Annotated in this window: 16 protein-coding genes; 1 reads left to right on the forward strand and 15 read right to left on the reverse strand. The window is 32.7% G+C overall.

Going from position 1 to position 20855, the window contains the following annotated elements; all coding sequences use genetic code 11:
* Positions 1-61: 61 nt before the first annotated feature.
* The 11 genes from arsB to AB9Q04_RS04920 all read right to left on the reverse strand — a co-directional run bounded on the left by arsB (position 62) and on the right by AB9Q04_RS04920 (position 11696).
* Complete coding sequence (arsB, locus tag AB9Q04_RS04870; RefSeq protein ID WP_410024245.1) at positions 62-1102, reverse strand: ACR3 family arsenite efflux transporter; 1041 nt, start codon at positions 1100-1102, stop codon at positions 62-64.
* Positions 1099-1515 carry an arsenate reductase ArsC gene (locus AB9Q04_RS04875; protein WP_410024246.1) on the reverse strand — a complete coding sequence of 139 codons (417 nt, stop codon included), beginning with the start codon at positions 1513-1515 and terminating at the stop codon, positions 1099-1101. The genes arsB and AB9Q04_RS04875 overlap by 4 nt, the downstream gene beginning before the upstream one ends.
* A gap of 5 nt (positions 1516-1520) precedes the next feature.
* Positions 1521-3263: an arsenical pump-driving ATPase gene (arsA, locus tag AB9Q04_RS04880; RefSeq protein WP_410024248.1), complete on the reverse strand. Its 1743-nt coding sequence runs from the start codon at positions 3261-3263 to the stop codon at positions 1521-1523.
* Positions 3264-3292: 29 nt separating this feature from the next.
* On the reverse strand, positions 3293-3664 hold the full coding sequence (arsD, locus tag AB9Q04_RS04885) for an arsenite efflux transporter metallochaperone ArsD (RefSeq protein ID WP_410024249.1): 372 nt from the start codon (positions 3662-3664) through the stop codon (positions 3293-3295).
* Between the two features lie 100 nt (positions 3665-3764).
* Entirely contained in the window at positions 3765-4067 is a 303-nt protein-coding gene (locus AB9Q04_RS04890) for an ArsR/SmtB family transcription factor (protein WP_410024250.1), read from the reverse strand.
* A gap of 150 nt (positions 4068-4217) precedes the next feature.
* Entirely contained in the window at positions 4218-4634 is a 417-nt protein-coding gene (locus tag AB9Q04_RS04895; protein ID WP_410024251.1) for an arsenic metallochaperone ArsD family protein, read from the reverse strand.
* A gap of 51 nt (positions 4635-4685) precedes the next feature.
* Positions 4686-4988: an ArsR/SmtB family transcription factor gene (locus AB9Q04_RS04900; RefSeq protein WP_410024252.1), complete on the reverse strand. Its 303-nt coding sequence runs from the start codon at positions 4986-4988 to the stop codon at positions 4686-4688.
* Between the two features lie 250 nt (positions 4989-5238).
* Positions 5239-5553: an FAD-binding protein gene (locus tag AB9Q04_RS04905; protein ID WP_410024275.1), complete on the reverse strand. Its 315-nt coding sequence runs from the start codon at positions 5551-5553 to the stop codon at positions 5239-5241.
* A gap of 110 nt (positions 5554-5663) precedes the next feature.
* Positions 5664-5831, reverse strand: a complete 168-nt coding sequence (locus AB9Q04_RS04910) for a hypothetical protein (RefSeq protein ID WP_410024253.1) — start codon at positions 5829-5831, stop codon at positions 5664-5666.
* 196 nt (positions 5832-6027) lie between these two features.
* A complete protein-coding gene (locus tag AB9Q04_RS04915) occupies positions 6028-10032 on the reverse strand; it encodes a protein kinase domain-containing protein (protein WP_410024254.1) in 4005 nt (1334 codons plus the stop codon).
* A gap of 2 nt (positions 10033-10034) precedes the next feature.
* Positions 10035-11696, reverse strand: a complete 1662-nt coding sequence (locus AB9Q04_RS04920; RefSeq protein WP_410024255.1) for a hypothetical protein — start codon at positions 11694-11696, stop codon at positions 10035-10037.
* A 373-nt stretch (positions 11697-12069) separates the two neighbouring features.
* Here AB9Q04_RS04920 and AB9Q04_RS04925 point away from each other — a divergent pair, with 373 nt between their 5' ends.
* On the forward strand, positions 12070-13071 hold the full coding sequence (locus AB9Q04_RS04925) for an MsnO8 family LLM class oxidoreductase (protein ID WP_410024256.1): 1002 nt from the start codon (positions 12070-12072) through the stop codon (positions 13069-13071).
* 180 nt (positions 13072-13251) lie between these two features.
* Here the strand turns inward: AB9Q04_RS04925 and AB9Q04_RS04930 are convergent, their stop codons facing one another.
* The 4 genes from AB9Q04_RS04930 to AB9Q04_RS04945 form a co-directional block, all read right to left on the reverse strand.
* Complete coding sequence (locus AB9Q04_RS04930) at positions 13252-14091, reverse strand: toll/interleukin-1 receptor domain-containing protein (RefSeq protein ID WP_410024257.1); 840 nt, start codon at positions 14089-14091, stop codon at positions 13252-13254.
* Positions 14092-14101: 10 nt separating this feature from the next.
* Complete coding sequence (locus tag AB9Q04_RS04935) at positions 14102-17221, reverse strand: type III restriction-modification system endonuclease (RefSeq protein ID WP_410024258.1); 3120 nt, start codon at positions 17219-17221, stop codon at positions 14102-14104.
* 1 nt (position 17222) lies between these two features.
* Positions 17223-19085: a site-specific DNA-methyltransferase gene (locus AB9Q04_RS04940; RefSeq protein ID WP_410024259.1), complete on the reverse strand. Its 1863-nt coding sequence runs from the start codon at positions 19083-19085 to the stop codon at positions 17223-17225.
* 535 nt (positions 19086-19620) lie between these two features.
* Positions 19621-20802 (reverse strand): GmrSD restriction endonuclease domain-containing protein, encoded by a 1182-nt coding sequence (locus tag AB9Q04_RS04945; protein ID WP_410024260.1) that lies wholly within the window; start codon positions 20800-20802, stop codon positions 19621-19623.
* Positions 20803-20855 lie beyond the last annotated feature (53 nt).

Consider the following 20855-nt stretch of genomic DNA (forward strand, 5'->3'; position numbering starts at 1 on the left):
AATCAGCCCTAGTATAACTAAGGCTGATTTTTTATGATAATCTTTAAAAATATTTTTACAATTATCGGTTAAATTTATATTCCATTGAGTTTGCAATTCTTACTAAGAGTAGCATTACTGGTACCTCTACCAAAACTCCTACTACAGTCGCAAGGGTTGCACCAGATGATAGGCCAAATAGTGAAATAGCAACAGCTACAGCTAGTTCAAAGAAGTTAGATGCTCCTATCATGCCGCATGGAGCAGCTATAGAATAAGGCAATTTTGCAAGATATGCCATGCCAAAAGTTAGAGCAAATATAAGAAAGGTTTGAAGTATAAGTGGTACTGCTATAAGAGCAATATCTAGAGGTTGGTCGATAATATTCATCCCTTGGAAAGAAAATATAATTATTAAAGTTAGTAAGAGTCCTACCATAGTATATTTATCAAATGATGGGATAAATACATTGTTTAAATAATCTTCACCCTTATTATTTATCACATATCTCCTAGTTATGATACTAAGTATTAGTGGCACTACTATAAATAGTAGGATAGATAAAAGTAGGGTTCCCCAAGGTATATTGATATTTCCCCTCTTTAGTAAAAAGCTTACTATAGGTATATAGGCAAATAGCAAAATCAAGTCATTACTAGCTACTTGAACTAGGGTATAGGCACTATCTCCTCTTGTTAGCTTACTCCAAACAAATACCATGGCTGTGCATGGAGCTGCTCCTAATAAAACTGCTCCTGCTAGGTATTCTGATGCTAGATTTTCTCTAATGATATTCTTGTAAACTCCAAAGAAAAATAGCCTAGCTATAAGATACATAGTAAAGGGCTTGATAATCCAGTTGGCAATCCAGGTTATAAACAGTCCCTTAGGATTGTTTTTGATATTTTTTATACTCTTAAAATCAATCTTTAGCATCATAGGATAAATCATAATCCATAAAAGTATGGTTGTTGGGATAGATACATTGTAAAACTCAAACTCTCCCAAAGCCTCCGGAATAGCAGGTAGGAAACGTCCGATTAAAACACCTATAGCCATGCATATTAAAACCCAAAATGTAAGATTTCTTTCAAAAAAACTTATATCTTGTTGTTTTTTCATCTAGCAAACTCCTCATCTATTTCACTGATTAAGTCCTTTAATTTTCCTTCGATTTCATCTATTACCTTGATAAATTCCTCATCAGACTTACCAGTAGGGTCTTCTATGCCCCAGTCATACTTTTTGTGCTTAAAGGGAAGTATTGGGCATACCACATTGCAACCCATAGAGATGACATAGTCTACTTCAGGTAGATCATCTATGAGTTTGGAATATTGGTCTTTTTCCATATCTATCCCATGTATTTCTTTCATAAGCCTTACTGCATCTTGGTTTATCTGAGCTACTAGCTCAGTTCCTGCAGAGTAAAAATCTATTCTTTCTCCTGCAAATTTCTTGCCAAGGGCCTCAGCTATCTGAGACCTGCAAGAATTGTGAACGCATATAAATGCAACTTTTGTTTTCTCTGTCATAATACCTACTTAATTAATTTATCTAAATTAGATCCCTTAATTTGGTCACTAGACCATGGGATTATTGTATAGTTACCGTCTGTGCGTTTATCAACTTTATTTATCCATTCTAGCTCACTATTAGCCTTAGCTTGTAGGGTCTTATTAGTAGAGCCAGTCTTATATATAGATGAATTTATAATCCACCAATTGCTATAAATTCCCGCTCTTTTTAGATCTTCTTCAAGTCTTACGGACTCATAGAAAGGAGTAGGTTCAGCAAGTGTTACAATAAGTACTTCTGTTTCCTCACTATTTTTTAGTCTAGGTAGAAGTTTTTTTGCTGACTCTGGAACATTACCCTGATTTTTTTCTATCTCTTGGTTGTAGGATTCTGTAGAGTCTAGTAGAAGAAGTGTATGACCTGTTGGAGCTGTATCTATAACAACAACTTCACTATCAGCCTTATCCACCACATCTGCAAAGGCTCTAAATACAGCAATCTCTTGAGTACATGGAGATCTTAAGTCTTCTTTTACATACTCCAAGTCATCATCAGACATTGTTTTTTTAGCATTATCTAAAACTTCTTCTTGGTATTTTTTAAGCTCTTGTTCTTCATCTATATGGCTTATAGTTAATAAGTCATCTTCTTCAATCATGCCAGTCAAATGGTTAGCTGGGTCGGTTGTAGTTAGGTGGACCTTTTGCCCCTTATCTCGAAGTCCCTTGGCAATGGCAGATGCTAGTGTGGTCTTTCCTACACCACCCTTTCCCATGGTAAAGATAACTTTTTTCTCATTTTTATATAAGTCATCTACTATATCTTTTAGCCTTGCGTTTTCATTTATATTAATATCTACATCACTAGTATAGTCCTTATCCTCAACTAACAAGGACTTTAAATTTTCGATACTATTTAAGTTGTATCCCCTAAGTGGGATAAAGTAAGTTTCAAGATTCTTAATACCTTCTGGCATCGCATCGAGGGATTCTTTTTGTTTATTATAAAAAGCTTTTGAAACTTCATCATCATAGTCACTTAAAAGACCATTTATGATAAGGATTTGATTGTTAATACCTAATTCTGATAGTTCAGCGGAGGCTCTATTTGCTTCAAGAAGAGGAGTTTCCTCAGGTCTTGCAACTAATACTAGGCTTGTAAGCTTGCCATCAGCTAGGGTATCTACAGCAAACTTGTATGTTTCTTTTTCATCTTCTAGACCTGATAATTGACCTAGGCATGAAGCTCCGTGGGTGCTTTCACTGATAAAGCTCGTCCAAGCAGAAGGAAGTTGGAGCATCCTTAGGGTATGGCCCGTTGGTGCAGTATCAAATATTATATAATCATATTTATCTTTAAGGTCTGAATCAGTTATAAACTTAGAAAATTCATTAAAGGCAGCTATCTCAACAGTACAAGATCCGGATAATTGCTCTTCCATATTTTCTATTACACTAGCAGGTAACTGTCCTCTGTAAGGACCAACCACACTTTCCTTATACTCATTAGCAGCTTCTATAGGATCTAGGTTTGCAACAGTAAGACCATCCACACCTTCTATCCTCACACCTTTATTATTAAGCTCCGTTTCAAAGACATCCTGAAGATTAGAAGCTGGGTCAGTACTTATTAATAGGACTTCATTGCCCATATCAGCTAGGCTTATTGCACTAGCACAGGCAGTAGAAGTCTTACCAACTCCTCCCTTTCCTGTGAAAAATAAGTATTTAGTTAAGTCAATTTCCTTAATATCAAATTCTTTCACTTAAAGTCACTTCCTTTCTCTTGTTGCTATTAGCAGCAGCATCCACTGCCAGAGCAGCAAGATCCGCCATCAATGTTTGTTTCTTCTATGGCATCATTATCTAAAAATAACATTTCATAAAACTCTTCATTGCTAGGATACTTACCTGTCATAACAACTTCATCATCTACAATTACAACTGGTAGAACACCTTCACCCTTTTCATCCAATAGCTTATTAATAGTTTTGTTATCCACAAACTCTTTAGTATTGTTAGTTAAGTTATATCTATCAATGCTAGCCCCACTTTTTCTAAGCTTATCAACTAGGCTAGACACTCTCATCAAATCTTCATCTGGGCTTGGTCCACATACACCTGTAGAGCAACACATAGCACCTTCATATATATACATCTTTTTCATAAAATCCTCCCTTAATTTAAAATCATCCTATATGTAAAAAATACATATAGACACATTCAAATATTTCTATATGTTTTAGAAAAAATATTTGCCTAGGATTTTACACCTTGCAAATACAATCATCTTGGATATGAAATATAAGCTTTAAACTATCCTCAATCTCATCTAAACAATCCTTATTTAAAGAGTAGTAGGTATTCTTACCCTCTCTTCTGCTAGAAACAAGCCCGACCTCTTCAAGCTTTCTCATATCATGAGATAGGGTGGGTTGGCTAATATCAAATTTCTCAAGTATCTCACAAGCACAAAGCTCATCGCAAGATAACATATCTATAATCTTAAGCCTCTTAGGATCAGAAATCACCTTTAGCTTTTTAGATATATTTTCATAATCAACACTCATAATCCACCTCATATAGAAATATCTCTATATGTTATAATACTGGTGGATTTGGGGGTGTCAAGTGGAAAATCGACCAAGACAAAAATAGTATCAATATCAGATACAAAAAACCAGCCATGAATCTTACTCATAGCTGGTTTAAACCTTATATTAGCAGCTGCAACTGCCACCGCAGCCACAACCATCATCAGCAAAATCATCCATATCATCTAAATCAGAAGCAGGGAAGAATATCTCATAGAACTCTTCGTTGGTAGGATACCTACGGCTGATAACAAGCTCATTGTTTACTACAACAATAGGAAGCACGTTTTCGCCATTTTCCGCCAATAACCTACCTACAATCTTATTCTCATCAAACTTAGCCCTATCATCATCCAGGCTATAGCGAGTAATGCTAGCACCAATATTATTAAGATGATCAACAATATCACTAACTCTAGCTAATTCCTCATAAGAATCACAACCACAAGCTCCTGACATACAACAATCAACCTTCTCATATATATATAAATTTCTCATAAAATCCTCCATTGAGTTAAAATTATAATATATGTAAACACACATATAGATATATTTAAATACTTCTATGTGTTAAAAAAAATATTTGCTTTGGATTTATTCCTTGCAAATACAATCATCTTGGATATGGAATATAAGCCCGAGGCTATCCTCAATCTCATCCAAACTAGCCTTATCTAAAGAGTAGTAGATATTCTTACCCTCTCTCCTACTAGAAACAAGACCAACTTCTTCAAGTTTTCTCATATCATGAGATAAGGTAGGCTGGCTAATATCAAATTTTTCAAGTATCTCACAAGCACAAAGCTCATCGCAAGATAACATATCTATAATCTTAAGCCTCTTAGAATCAGAAATCACCTTTAGCTTTTTAGATATATTTTCATAATCAACACTCATAATCCACCTCATATAGAAATATCTCTATATGTCATGATACCGGTGGTTTAGTTGACGTCAATTATTTTTTTAAATTAATGGAAATTTTATCTGTATAATTAAATAAAATTACTAATCTTAAAATATTTACTAATAAAAAACCAGTCACTTTTATATCGTGACTGGTTTTTGCTCTATTAAATACTAATCTTACAAGATACATGTAGGATATAGCAAATATATATCTGAGTATATTAATATATTCCTATATTTACTTATCTTCTGCTGCTGCGTTTTGACCAGTTATTCTACCAAATACAACTGTATCTACTATTGCGTTTCCACCAACTCTGTTAGCTCCGTGGATACCACCCGTAACTTCTCCAGCTGCAAATAATCCTGGTATTGGGTTGCCATCTTTATCTAGTACGTGAGCACCTTCATCTATTTTTAAACCACCCATAGTGTGGTGAAGGGCAGGTGTTCTAGGAACGGCTACACAAGGACATTCTTGAATTTTATTTGTAAATAATTCTCTACCAAATTCATCAAGTGGGTTCTTGGATGAAGTGATCCTGCTCCTTATCCAATTTCATCATCAAATGCTATACCAAGAGATTTTAGCCATTCTAGACCATCATCAACTTGGCTTTTCAGAACTTTTACTAGTTCTGGATTAGCAACTTCATCTCCTGCTTAATAAGTTTGCTCATAGAAAAGTTCTTCACTATCTTCTATACCTGCATGTTCTTGAAGTTCTGGGTCTGGAGCGTTGTAGATACCACCACAAAGAATAGTATTACCACCGACAAAGCCGTTTTTCTCAACAACTACAACAAGATGAACCAGCTTGAGTAGCTTCAACTGCAGCGGTGAGACCTGCACTACCACCACCGACACTTACTATGTCAGTATCTATTTCAGATTTTGTTAAGGTAAATGGATAAAATATTAACATTTTTTGTAAAAATTTAGGTTAAATCCTAAAAAAGCTACTTAAGTAAGTTTATAAAAAATAACCGGAATTAATAGTCTAATCCCGGTTATTTTAATATTTATTTTAAATAACTTGCCAGTCTTTTTTACCACTGGATATATTTTTTATATAGTCTACCAACTTGTTATTTTCAAGCATTTGCCTATCTATAAAATAAACACCAGCTGCTGCGGCTATTTTTTTGATTTTTGATGTATCATCATTGGAGTTTGATGATATTAGTATAGGTTTTGCATCTATACCAAATTGTTTAATATGGTTATTAATCTCATAAAGGTCTTCATCCTTTATATTATCCTTTATGGTTGAGATAATGAAGGTTGAAAATCCTTTGGTACATACTATATCTAATAGGGTTTCTATGGCTAGGCTATCCTCGCTATAATCATCATAGGCCTTCCACCTTAGATTTACGTTTATTTTTATCTCATCAAAGAAGTCTGCATATTTAATAAGCTCAAAATAAGTATAAAGCTTTAAGATATTGCCTTGGCTAGCGAAAAAATCTCTAAAGACAATCCCACCCAGTTCATAGTTAAGGACTATTTTTTTATTATCAATAGCCTTTATATAGGAAAGGTCATCTATATGGTTAAATACTCTGCTATAGTCATCAGCATAGCCCTTATCAATATCTATCATTATTTGATCGGCCTTTTTTGCAAACTCATTAGGATTTTGAGCTTCATAATCATAAGAAAAAGAGAACTTATCAGTTACAATCGCATAACTATAATCATAGTTATTTTCCTCTATTTCTGTTTTTAATAATTTAAAATCCTCATTGTACTGCCACATATTTTCAGAAATATAGGTGCCAATATCCCTAGAAAGCTCATCATTATAAGAATGGATTTTAAGCCTACCTGGATTAAGGGGGAACTTGTAATCAATTATCAAGTCTTCTTTGACCAAATCATCTAATAATTTATTTAAATTTCTATACTTTTGATAATCATCTTTTCTAAACTTAAAGTTTCCAACCTCTATTAGGCTGTGCTTATCACACCTTTTATAATCATCAAGATCTAGCTTATAGTAGTGCTCGTTATAGGCTATGGCTTTTACAAAATCTTCCCAGTCTTTTGAATCTAACTTTAAATACAGTTCCCATATTCTTGGATAATAGTCTATAAGACTGCTTATATTAGTTAAAGACTTATTATCTACAACCTTGGCGTTGTTTAAAAAGAAAGTTTCTTCAACTGTAAGAGACCTTTTGGATATATAATAGTCTAGGGCCTCATAGTTGCCTACCCAATCATTAAAGCCCCTATATTCTACATATTCCAAGTCGTTAAACTCAGGCCTCATGGCATCAGCATGGCTGTTTAGGGTAAAATCTACTATGGCATTTTCCCTAGAATAATACTTAAGCTGGTCATAGCTGATTACTTCGATATTTATTGATTTTTGTAGTCTTTTATTCTCTAGAAAGCTCTTTATCCTAAACATCTTATTGTGATCTATAGGCTCATCTGTTAAAAATATTAGGTTATCTGGATAAAACTTTATAGTTGCTATGATATTGGCCCATAGGTTCTTATCATCAGCTATAAAAGGCTTATAAATAGTTCTTATTTTTTTAGATATTATTAAGGGAATAAAGTCAATAAGCAAATATTCTGAATCTCTAAAGGCTATGTCCCTATTTCTTTGCACAAGTAAGTTTAGGTCATTTTTTATCTGATAGTAATCAGTAGATAAGACTCTCAAATCAGGCTTTGCTTCATTGAGGACTTGCTCTATTTCATAAGTTAAAACATTTAGGGAGTTATTGGCGTAAAATTCATTTTCTATAATTTTATAGGCTAGGCTTACTAGCTGCTCCCATAAGGGTTTTAGCTTCTTTAAATACTTATTATCTTCCCACAGGGTATTATGCAAGATATTTAGCATCCTATACTGGATTTGCTGGCCCTTATGGATAGTTTTTTCCCTGATTAGTTGATCAATTTCATAGGATACTGCTGCTAATTTATCCATCTGCCCATTTTTTACCAAATTCAGATCTGTATTACATATAAAAGGATGCAATTTATTTTGGTAATCAGCATAATTTTTTTCATCAATGTAAGCGTAGGAATATAGCTCTTCTGTGGTTGGCACCCTGTATCCTTGGGCTATCATGAACCTATTCCAAGTGTGATGCTCATAGTCTGCCAAAATATCTCTTAAGCTTACAAAAGGTAGGTCTTTTCCCTTAGTTAAAACCTTATTATAATATATAGCTGCTACATCAGAATGTTCATCAATCCCTGCCATATAAATTTTATAATTTATAGATAGGACCGCCCTTAAGCAGGCCTTTAAGTTGTAGAAATCTTCTCTTAAAAATCCCTCCCAAACACTATCAAAGTCTACCCTCTCGCCCAGATAATTCATGATATTTATCCTATAATATTCAAAGGCTTGGTCTAGGAGCATCTCACTATAATTTCTATCGGATAAGGATGCTGCACTTAAAAGACTTAGATTATAAAATAATATATTTTCTTCTTTTCTAATGTCTACTTCTTGGTTGTTGATAGAATAGTTTAATATTACCCTAGCTTGCTTATCATCCTTATATTTTTCGTATAAGTTATTAGCTAGATCAGGGTACTCATAGCCTGTCTTATCTAGGATGAGTATATATGATTGGTCTATGGCATCAGTAGCTAAATCAAAGTTTATATAGGCGTAGGGCCCATCCGTGATATTTTTATTTATTTTTTTATTCTTCACCCTACCTTTTACTGAAATATTAGTAGTTTGAGCTAGGAGGGGATTTTCGATAAGCATATCCTGGTAGTACTTGGAGGGGTTCTTATCATAAAGAGTTATTCTAAGGTCTACACCTTCAAGATTTACTAGGGAAAATATAAAGCTAAAAAATGTTCTAGAAATATTATTATTACCTACAATGGCTACATCAATATGCTTAGAGTCCTCTTCTTGCCTTATATAATTATATAGGGGATGGTAATTTAAAAATTGAGCTGTGGATAAAATATTATAAAACTCTACATCATCAATAAATTTAAGGTTGTTTTCTATCTCGATTAGTTTATTTTTAAAATCACTTACACTTATAAACCTATGGATTGTGATACTTTCTTGGATTAGCTCTATTATTTTCTCAGTAGCCTTAGAATTTAAGAGGATTTTCATAGATTTTTTGTTTAAAACTTCTCTTACATTCCTAGCTAAAAAATCCATATCCTCATTTTCACGTTCTATTGGATACCTGCCCATTAGCAGATAGAAAAAAGTAACCCCCAGCATGTATAGGTCAACTTCTTCTGATATAAACAATTCTTTCCTGTGGGAAATATCAGTTATATACCTTAGCTCTGGTGGGACAAAGGCTTTTTCGCTAGGCATGTAAAATTCGTTTACATAATCAAGTTCTCTAAGGTCTATGGCCGCATCAAAGTCAAACAACTTTACCTTGTTGCTGCTATAATTGTATAAAATATTGGCCGGTTTTAAGTCCATGTAGATAATATCATTTTTATGCAGGTGGATTAAAATATCAGCAGTTTGCTTAATTATTTCTATTATCCTTGCCAAATCTAAATTGTAATACTTATCTACACTGTTAGCAGTATCTACCTCATAGAGGGCATACAAATACGAATTGTCAATCTCTAGCCTATAGGGTCTTACGATTTTGCCGTGAAGGTTGGTATCCATATCCAAAATTCTGATATGCTTATTATAAGCATCCATGAATTTATCTCGGTCCTTACGAAATCTGTCTTCTGCTTCTGGCTCTAAAAATTCAAAATTTAATTCTAGCTGGCTTATTGGATTTCTACTTGCTTTAATCATGCTTTCATTATAATTAGGGTAGAATTCCTTCATAATCATTCTTTTCACAGGTGGATAATTATCATCTACGCATACATCATAAACTAGGGAAGACCCGCCTGCCCCAATGAGCTTATCTACTCTAACCTCATACTTAACCTCACCTAGCATACTGATGATATTAAATTTTTCTCCTGCTAGGGGGATCCTATTTGTATTAACCTTATTTTTAATCCTGTTAATAAACTCTTCCTGCGAATTAAAATTTTTCATCTTTAATCTCTCTTTTTGTCTATGTTAGCTACATATAGGGCCCATAAATCTTTAAATGCCTCAATAGGGTCATCATCAACCACTAGCTTTAATAATACACACTCATAAGGGTTTGAAGTGTTGTATTCATAAAGCTTGCAATTTCTTAGCTGATGGTCCATGAAAATTAAATAATTTCTTTTTCTTTTTGTAGGATTTTCTAAGTAATCATCCCACTTATCTTCGTTATTTAAAACAAAGTCTAGGAAAAATACAGTAATTAATAAGTCCCTACTTAACTTATCAAGCTCATTATTTTCTATAATAGCACTTAAATCTTCTAGCCTTATTTTTGTATCCTTTAAAAGATCATCCAGTAAGGCTAGTTTTTCTTCACTTATTTCAGGATAGGACTTTTTTGTAGGTGTACTTTTTTTATATAGGTAGGCTAAGATAGCATCCTTGTAGCTATCAGTTATATAAAAAGCATCAGAGGCTACACTTTTTATAAATTCATAGTCATTTACAAAGGCAAAGTTTTTGTAAGATTCTTTATGAATTAAAAGAAGGGCATCTTCCTTTTTATCATAAAGATTACTAACTAGACTAAGCTTTATCTTTCTTTCTTCTGGGCTTTTAGCAAGCCTATATTCCCTATATGGATGATAGATTAAAGTTTCCTGAGTTAAGTCTGACCTCCAGATAAATTTATCGTCTGGACCTAAAGTTATATCTTTATCAGAGCTATAGCTTATTTCAACTTTTCCCCTAACAAAAAATTTAACATCCGCTATATCTTCCTCTAGCCTATCAGCCAATCTTTTTTCTATACCTTCAAAGCTACTAATAAACTCAGTCTTTATAGTCCTACTAGTATTTTGGCTAACTAATTCCTTGTAATAGCCAATTATATCCAAAATTAAATCATCGCTAGCCCTTTCTACATCTACAAAGGTACTTAGGTAGACATTTATATAATTTTGTAAGACTACGGTATTAAGGCTTGCAAGTTGGTCTACATCTTTTAATTTATTAAAATCACCTGTATAATCATACAATTCATTGGCTCTGATATAAAAATTTAGAGAATCCTTAGGAAAAAACTTAAAGGCTATGTAAGCAAGCCCTTCTTTTTTATCCCAAATATTAAGTCCAGTTCCTTCAAGGACCTTCATCAAAAAAGTTTCTAGCTCTTCTATATCCATACCTAGGCCAAAAGCATAGGCTATCATCCTATCTCTGCTTATAAAATCAGCCTTTAAATCAGCAAGGATTTCTTCTTTACTTATAGATAATATTTCACAATCTTCACTTAAAGCAGACCCACTAGCAACAGATGGCAACTGATTGCTCCTGTAAGTTCTTTTTTCAAATTCATCTGCTATAAAGTCAACTAGTTTATTAAGTTCTTGGCTTTCTTCATTTTTTTCTATAGCATCAAATATAGCATAAGATTTCTCACTGACCTTTTTCTTATCAATACCAAATGCTTCATAATTTTCAGTAAGCAAATAATTGATAAAATACTTATAAAAAGATATCCTCTTTTTTAAAGATAGGGTATAGTCTTTGCCAAAATCTATTTCTTCTATAGGAGTTGACTCGTGTTTAGTAACATCCTTTATCCATGTAAACTCCATGTTTTCTGTTAAAACAGTTTCTCCAGCTAATATATTATTTTCCATCAGCAACACCTCAAATTAAACCTTTACTAATATTTTCAAAAAAATTCAGGTAAAAATATTAGTCTATAATAATCCTTAGGACAATATTTTAAATTTATTTATCCAAACTAAAATATATACATACAATTAGCTTTTTATAATAACTATTATACAACAATTTTACTAGACTTTACTAGTAATTAGAGGCATTTATTTGCTTAAAGTAGAATTTATGGTATTAATAAAGAATTATTAAAATTTAATACTTTAAGTCACTAAGTTTTAAGACATTGTCAATATATTACTAAAAGAGAGCATCTAGCTAATGTTTCAAAATAAATAGTAAAATTTATGGTATAATTTATATAATTAACAAACAATTGGGGAGGAAAATATGAGACTTGGGGTCCATGATTTGATGTTAAAAGATAAAGGAAAATCGAACACCGAATTTTTTAACGATACTAAAAAACTTGTACAAGAAATAGATAAAGTTGGATATGATAGATATTGGTTTGCAGAACACCACGGCTACGAGAGCCTACTTTCAGTAGCTCCAGAAGTGCTAGCAAGCTTTTTTCTATCACTGACAGAAAATATGGCTATCGGAGCTGGAGGAACTATGATTATGCACTATTCTCCACTTAAAATAGCAGAAATATTTAAAACCTTAAACCAGCTTGCACCCGGCAGAATAGACCTAGGCATGGGCCGTGCTCCAGGATGTGGTGTATCCGAAATGAGAGCTTTAAATAATAAGTTTAGAAATGAGCCTTCAGAACTTTATGGAGAAATTGAAACAATCTTAGCCTTTCTAGAAGATAGCAAACCAGAAGACCCAGTTTATTCAAATGTTAAGGCCGTGCCAACCAATACTGATAGCATGGTACACCCATGGATCTTAGGATCTACAGGTAAAACTGCTCCATGGGCAGCAGAGTGGGGACTTCCTTATTCATTTGCCAAATTTTTCCTAGTAGATACACCAGCAAAGGTATTTGAAGATTATAAGAAAAATTTTAAACCATCTACATTTTCATCAGATCCTTACATTTCAATATCATATAAGATATTAGTATGTGAAGATAAGGAAAAATTAGACTACATAGGTAAGTCCTTTGACTACTACCACATCCAACAAATCAAAAATGATTACAGTGGTATAGTAGACCCAGAAGACTTAAAAGACCACCACTTTAACCTAAACGACCAAGCCATCCTTGAAAAAGCTTATGATATGAGATATCTAATAAAGGGAAATAAGCAAGAAGTAGCCGACATACTAGAAAAAGAAATAGAAACCTACCAAATAGACGAAATACTATCATTCTCACCAATCTTTGATGTGGATAATAGGATAGAATCTTATAAACTTTTGAAAGAGATTTTTGATTGATTTTCTTTGGGGTTGGTTTGGATAATAAATTTGCCACCATAGATAGTAATTTGTAAAGTGACTTATGATATAAAAAATACTCGCATTCCCTGAGGGCCGCGAGTATTTTTTAACTAATATTCATGTATTCAATTATCCCAAGTTACCAATAAAAAATCTGATTTTAAAATTAGACAATTGTTAATCAGTTGAATTCATTATTTCTCTAAATTCTAAAGCCATCTCTTTTGGTGTAAGACTAGCTGAGGTCATTGCTTTCATATCCGCTATCATTGGACTGTAATTTAATACATCTGCTTTGTTTAAGTCGTACCATATAGGTACAATTTTTCCTTTTTCTATACTTTCTTTTTGGAATAAACCATTTAGTTCTTTTTTCGTCCAATACTTTCCTTCTTCAATATAGCTAGGTGATAATATTACTATTCCATACTTAGAATTTTTCAGTCCTTTATCTATTTCTTCTCTTAAAGATCCACCCCAAGGTATAATATTGTCGTCATACCATACTTTTAAATCTAGTTCTTTTAATTCTCTCACAAACTCATCTACAAAGCTCTTCTTATCTTCATATGCATGAGATATGAAAAAGTCAAACTCATCATTTGATACATCATTGTTTAAATTATCTTCTGTAATCATATTTTCTTCCATATCTTTTACTCTGGATTTATATAAGTTTTGGAAATCTTTTAATGCTTTTTCTTGCTTTTTTGACTCTTTCTGACGTTCGTCTTCTAGTTTGTTAGTCGTCTCAAATAACTTTTTATTTTCTTTTGCTATATCTTTAGAGTACTTTGCAGACTTTTTCCTATAGTCTGATGCATCACTCTTTAGCCTATCCATTTGTCTTTGCTTACTTCTAATCCTCGAACTAGAATCACTGCTCTTAAATTCTATTTTAGCAGCTTCTACATCACACTTAGCGGCTCTTGTTTCTGCATCTACTTTAGATTTTTCCAATCTTGATATTCTTCTTTTTATATTTTTAATATCTCTAATATTCTGATTAACTGACATTTATTCCTTTCTATAATGTAGGCATTAAATCCATCAAACTCTCATAACTATCCACTTCATGATAAACGACATCCTCAGTAGATATCTCGTTAAATAGCTTCTTCGCACAGTCTATCTTTGCCTTTTCTACTGCTCTAAGATCCATACTGCTCATGCTTCCCTTTGTTTCTGCTATGAAGTATATATGCTTTACGCTTCCTTCGTTAAAGGCTATGGCCCAGTCTGGGCTGTAGTTTCCTACTGGGGTTGGGATAGCAAATCCTCTTGGGAGTTTGGCGTATACACATACTTCTCCATGGGAGTCTAGGTCTTTTGCGAATGTTCTTTCTATAGAATTTTCTGCACTACCATCTGTAAACACATATGGTTGGATATGTTTTTGAGCTTTGTAGGCCCTATCTATTGGGGTATACTTTTCCGCTGTAAATATGGACGTATCGTACTCGCCTTCTAGCTTGTCATAATAAATATGCTCTACTATCATAGTAGCCTTTTGCTCTCTAATAATTCTAGATATTTCTCTAAAGAATTCTTCTGGATTATTCTTATACATAGAGAATTTTTCGGCTCTGATTCCCTTTAAAATTTTAACTACCGTCCTACGAGTTAAGTTAGTATTTTCAGCAATCTTTCCTACCATGTCATATTTAATCTGGCTTCTATGGCTGTATTCTACATTCTTTACACTTGTAGTTACTGGACTAAATGAATTTCTACCTGCTATTTCTTCTCTTGTAATATCTTCTTTTTGTTCGGATACGCTTAGAGAATATTGGAGTTTCGATACAAAAAGATTATCATCTATTGCTTCTACTGCTTTTTCTACCAATTCATCACTGTCAAATGATACTGTGTAGGTATATTTGTGATTAATCTTTGACCATAAGCTTTGGAATTCTTTTTTATAAAAATTATCATTAAGCTTATTCTTTAAAATTTTAGCTTTGTTAGCATTATCGAGCATATCTTCTAAAACTTTATCATCGAAGACACTTTGGATTAGTTTTTGTATTCCCTCACTTCCATCCTTTAGATTTTCAGGAAGCGGAGCTAACTGATTATTTTGCCCATCTTGATGGTACTTATCTGTAATCTTATCCTTACCATCATTAGTTATATAACCATTGCTAGCTAGATATATATAGATGATTTTGGATTCTTCTTTTGTTATCTCATGGTTCTGGTCATTAACTTTTATAGTCTTACCTTCAAAGTATTCTGCTGATGCACTTCTTGGCCTTTCAGTTAAGTTTTCTTTGATTTCCTTTTGTAAATCTTTAACGAAATCCTTGTAGCTTTCGCTAGCTACAACTGTTAGTTTGTTTAACTTGTGTACTTGGGACTCACCAAGAGTTTTAGCATCCATACGAGTACCTTCTCTATCTACAGCTAGGCGAAGCCCACGACCTACTTCCTGGCGTTTCATAGTTGTAGATTGACCTTGCTTTAAGGTACAAATTTGAAATACATTCGGATTATCCCATCCTTCTCTAAGAGCAGAGTGAGAGAATATAAATCTAGTAGGTTCATCAAAACTTAGGAGTCTTTCCTTGTTTTTAAGTATAAGGTCATAGGCAGATATATCATCAGACATACCAGTAGATTTTTTAATCTTACCATCTACTAAATTTCCATTTTTATCAATAGAGAAATATCCTTTATGAGTATCCTCCACATCTATAGATTCTAGATATTTTTGGTAAGGTATATCCAAAAATGTTTTATATTCATTTAATACAAGTTGGTACTCCTCGTTAAACATCTTTCCATACTCACCTAGGCTAGGGTTGCCATCTTCATCATATTGTCTATATTTTGCAACCTCATCTATGAAAAATAAGGATAGTGTCTTGATACCTTGGTTGAATAATTCTTCTTCCTTTTCAAAATGAGACTTTATAGTTTCTCTAATTTGAATTCTTCTTATGTCTTTTTCGGATATATCCCCTAGAACTTCACCTTTTTCTATAGTAACTCCGTTTGTAAAGCTTACTGTAGATTCTCTTGGATTGATTTCCGATATCCTATATCCTTGGTATTGATCCATATTTTTGGATATTTCGTATAAATTGTCATCTACTGATAGTATTCTGCTTTCTCTTTTTATAAATCCCTTATGTCCTATTTCTATTTCTATCCTAGCTTTTGGTGGCTCTTTTGGTGATAAAATTATATCATCTAAGTATAAATAACTGTCGGTCCCTCTTAGATTTTTGACCTTTATTCCCTTGACTTCAATCTTTTTAACCAATTTTTGGTTATAAGCATCCACAGCATCTAGGGCATATACTAGGTTATGTTTAGTCTTGTGGGTTGCTGAATAGTTTAGGGCAAAGAGAGGGTTGAAGTTCTGTAGAGCCTCTTGTGTCGCCTTACCTTCCATCTTTTGTGGTTCATCGAGGATTAGGATTGGATTGTTGGCAGCTATTACATCTATAGGGCACCTTGATCCAAACTCATCACGTTTTGAATAAATAATTCTAGCATCCTTGCTTCTTCCACCTTCTTTTAGGGAAGTATTAAAGGCTTGCATATTTATAATCATTACATTGATTCCAGAGTTACTAGAGAAGGCATCTAGCTGGTGGAGGTTTTTTGAATCATAGATAAAGTATCTTATCTTCTTGTTATATTGTTCCATGAAGTGGTCTTCGGTCATCTCTAGAGACTTCTTGACCCCCTCACGGATAGCAATAGATGGGACCACTATGATAAACTTTGACCAACCATACTTTTGGTTAAGCTCATACATGGTCTTGGTATAGACATAGGTCTTACCAGTACCTGTTTCCATCTCTATATCCAAAGTACAAGCTCCATTATTACCTAAAAGATTATTGGATAGCTTAAGGTTATTATATTGTTGGACTTTCTTGATATTTGATAAGAGATTGTCTGGTGATACGGTGATTTTCTCATTCTTAAATCCAGTATCATACAAGTCTTCATCCAAGTAAGATTTTCCTTTTTCATCCATAGTTACTGTGGCTTGGATACCTCTAGTAGTTAATAGATTTCCAAGGTCTCTACTATAAGAAACACCATTAGAATATACCTGACCTTCAAAAGCATCTACTACTGCCTCCACAGCATCAGTCTGGTAGTCTTGAATTTTAAAATTAAACTTCATATTAGATTACCCTTCTTATGGTTTCTGGACTGATGCTAGCAAATATTTGGTCAAAGTTTGCTGCAACACTATCACTTGCCATAGACTTATCTCTAAATACTGCATAGTAAGGCTCTTTTTTTGCTATTTCTTTTACAGTATCTTCTGTGACATCCTTATCAAAGCAAGCTATTAAAAATCCATCTTCGACTGCAAATACTTCCTTACCATCTATTATTTGACTTTCTATCTTTGATGATAAAGATATACCAAGGTCTAGCATAGCTTGGAAGAGTAAATCTTCACTAGTCCTATCTTCTTTGATATTATCTGCCAAATCATCTAGGAAACTTTGTTCAGTATCTGCAGGAGAATAGTATACATCTTTCATATTTGATGAGTCAGTCTTAAGCACCCTAAACCCTATATCAAGATTTTCTATTCCTTCTTTGTCTTTATTTTCATCAAGTATCTTTTTACCAGCTCTTCTTATTCTTTCTTTTCCTATTTCTGCTATGGTCTTATATCCTGCTTTATAAGCCACAGACTTTTTATTAGTAGCTTCTGGTAGTTGGACCATAATAAACTTACGATTGCCTCCATCTTTGGCATTTAGTTGCATAGTAGCATGTGCTGTAGTTGCAGATCCGGAAAAGAAATCGAGGATGATTGAGTCTTTTTCTGATGCAATTTGTAATATTCTTTTTATTAGTTTAGTACCTTTAGGATCATTAAAAATACCTTTCCCTAATAACGATGATAGTTCCTCATTATTACCGTGTGAATGCCCCACATCTTCATATCTCCATAACGTTCCTATAGTCATACCTTGCCTTACTTCTGATAAATATGTTTTTTTGTCAACTCCACCGTTCTTATTAAAATACAGTTCATTATTCTCATACAACTGCTTTAACTTTTTTCTAGAATATCTAGGGTATCTACCATCAGGAGCAGTCCAAGTGACACCATTACCAAATGTAATCTCATATTTACCACTTAAACTACCACTTCTGGCATGAATAGGTGTAGGTTTCCAAGGTCCTTTGGGATCATTATCCCTGTTTCTATAATCTTTATTTTGCTTCTCACTTCTTGGTAATAAGTTTATGTTAAAGTCTCCCGATTTGCTATATAAAAAAATTGTTTCATGTTGGTTGGATATATATGTGTCATTAGAAACAGTATATTTATTATTCCAAATAAATTCGGCAAGAAAGTTTGATTCTCCAAAAATATCATCACATATCTTTTTTAAATTATCCTTTTCATTATCATCAATGGATATAAATATCACTCCATCATCAGATAGTAGGTCTCTAGCTAACTTTAACCTAGGGTACATCATATTTAGCCAGTTAGTGTGATATCTACCATCAGTTTCTCTATTAGCTTCTAATCTATTTCCTTCCTCATCATATTGATCACCATTTTCCAAGTACTCATCTACACTTTCTTTAAAGTCATCATTATAAACAAAATCCTTCCCAGTGTTATAAGGTGGATCTATATAAATCATCCTAATCTTTCCAAGATAAGTCTCTTGTAAAAGCTTAAGTACCTCTAGGTTATCACCTTCTATATATAGGTTTTCAGTCTCATCAAAGTTAACACTTTCTTCCCTAGCTGGTCTGAGAGTTTTGTTGATAGGGGCATTGGCATTTAGGATGGCCTTTTTCTTATCTGGCCAGGTAAATTGGTATCTTTCATCCTTACCCTCTACTACGTGAGTAGAGACTTCTTGCATGAGGATATCTTTATCTATGGCCCTTACTAGTTCGCCATTTTCATCTTTTGTTTCTGTGATAGCGTTTGGAAATAGGTCTTTTAGGGCTTGATATTTCTTATCCGCTAGGTTTTTTGTGTGCATGTCTAGTTTGTCCATTTATGGATCCTCAATTCTTTTTAGTTTCGTATTGGTTCTTTTTGTATATATGATTTAATATTAACCATTTTTTTGGCGACTTTTTTATGTCCTTACTGTGAGTTTTTTTCTCTTTTATACTTTATAGATTTATTTTTACCTGTAAGACAACTAGACATATTTTTAATATAATATGTCTGGGAATTTTATATTTTTACAAAATGTTTAATCTTATGTATTGTTAAAATTATTACCTTACATTTTTTTATTATTCTTTAATAAATTAAAATTTTTAATTCAATTATAACATATACGTTACATTTTTTTAAGTTTCTTATAAACTTTTTATCTATTAAAATTGCAATTTAAACATATCACCCTAAAGAAAAAACAAGCCCCATTTTTAGGGCTTGTTTGTTTTTATAGTCTTTGCTTTATAAAGCTTAGGGGTAGGTGTAACTACTGATACTAATCTCCTAGATCTATTATTAATACTGTATATATTTTATAAAGATACCATAGGTTTTTCTATTTATATTAGTATATTTTCTATAGATTAGTTTAAATTAAATTTAGATTTAAGATTTTCGTTATCTGCTAGGTAGTTGCCATCTGAATCTTTCCAATGATTCCATCCATTTTTAAATCCATGCAGTATTAGATTTGCTGATTTTGTTAATGCTGTTCCGTATGTTGATTTTGAAGCAAGCAAATAATTTTCTTTAAATATTAGGTTTTCTCCATCATCATAAATAATGCCTTCTTCTATAAGTTGGTCTCTTTCTTCTTCAACATCTGGGTATTTTTCTGGATTATCAAATCTATGAAGCTCAGATCCTTCTAATATCTCTACATCCCCAGTATCGACATATAGATAGGCATAAGCTTTTATCTTTGTAGTTTTTATATATATTTCTTCTTTTCTTATTAACTTTTCGCTTGTCTTAGGATATGGAAATAATCTATTGATCTCGTCTATTAGCTCTTTAGTCCTTCTATCAATTTCTTCAATGTCCCATTTATCTTTTTCTAATATTTTCTGATTTATGATTAAATGTGATGTTGACTTTAGAATTTCATTTTTATATTCCCATGGGTTATTTTTCATCTTGCTATTATCAGATTTTGCTGCCAAAGTTAGATTACCTAACCTATTAAGGTTTCTCTGGTAATCATCTTCAGTAGTCCTAAGTCTTTCTATCCATTCTCTTGTAGGTGTTTGTGGCATCAGGTGTTCTACACTTAATTTTTCTAGATTTACAGGAGCTGGATTATTATCATGCTCTAGTTTATCTAAAAATATTCTTAACGCTGTCTTATTCTTATACATATTAGCATTAATTACAAAATCATAGAGTTGAGTGTCATCAGGCACATACATGCTATTGTTTATATTTTTATAGACTAAATTTTTCTTAAGAATTTCTGTTATATTTGTATAATCTCCCTTACAATCTTGTTCTATATCTTTTATAAGGGTAGGGAATAGTCTTGATATAACATTAGATTCCATATCAGACAATCCCCTTCTTATTAAGTAGCTATTAATCACTTTTATACAGTAATCTAGTTGGTCTATAGTAATTTCATCCTTATAATATTTTTTGTATAGTTCCATTATAAGAGGAGCTGGCATCTCTGATAATATTTTCCTATATTCTTTTACTGTATCTTGTAACTTTGCCTGAATATTTTGAATATCTTTGTAATAAATTTCATTATAGTAAGAAGAGTACATTATTAATTCGTTAAATATTTCTTCTTTACTTAAATTCTTATTCTCTTCTTTGT

Origin of the sequence: Anaerococcus groningensis, assembly GCF_046365465.1 — a bacterium.
Lineage (GTDB): Bacteria > Bacillota > Clostridia > Tissierellales > Peptoniphilaceae > Anaerococcus > Anaerococcus groningensis.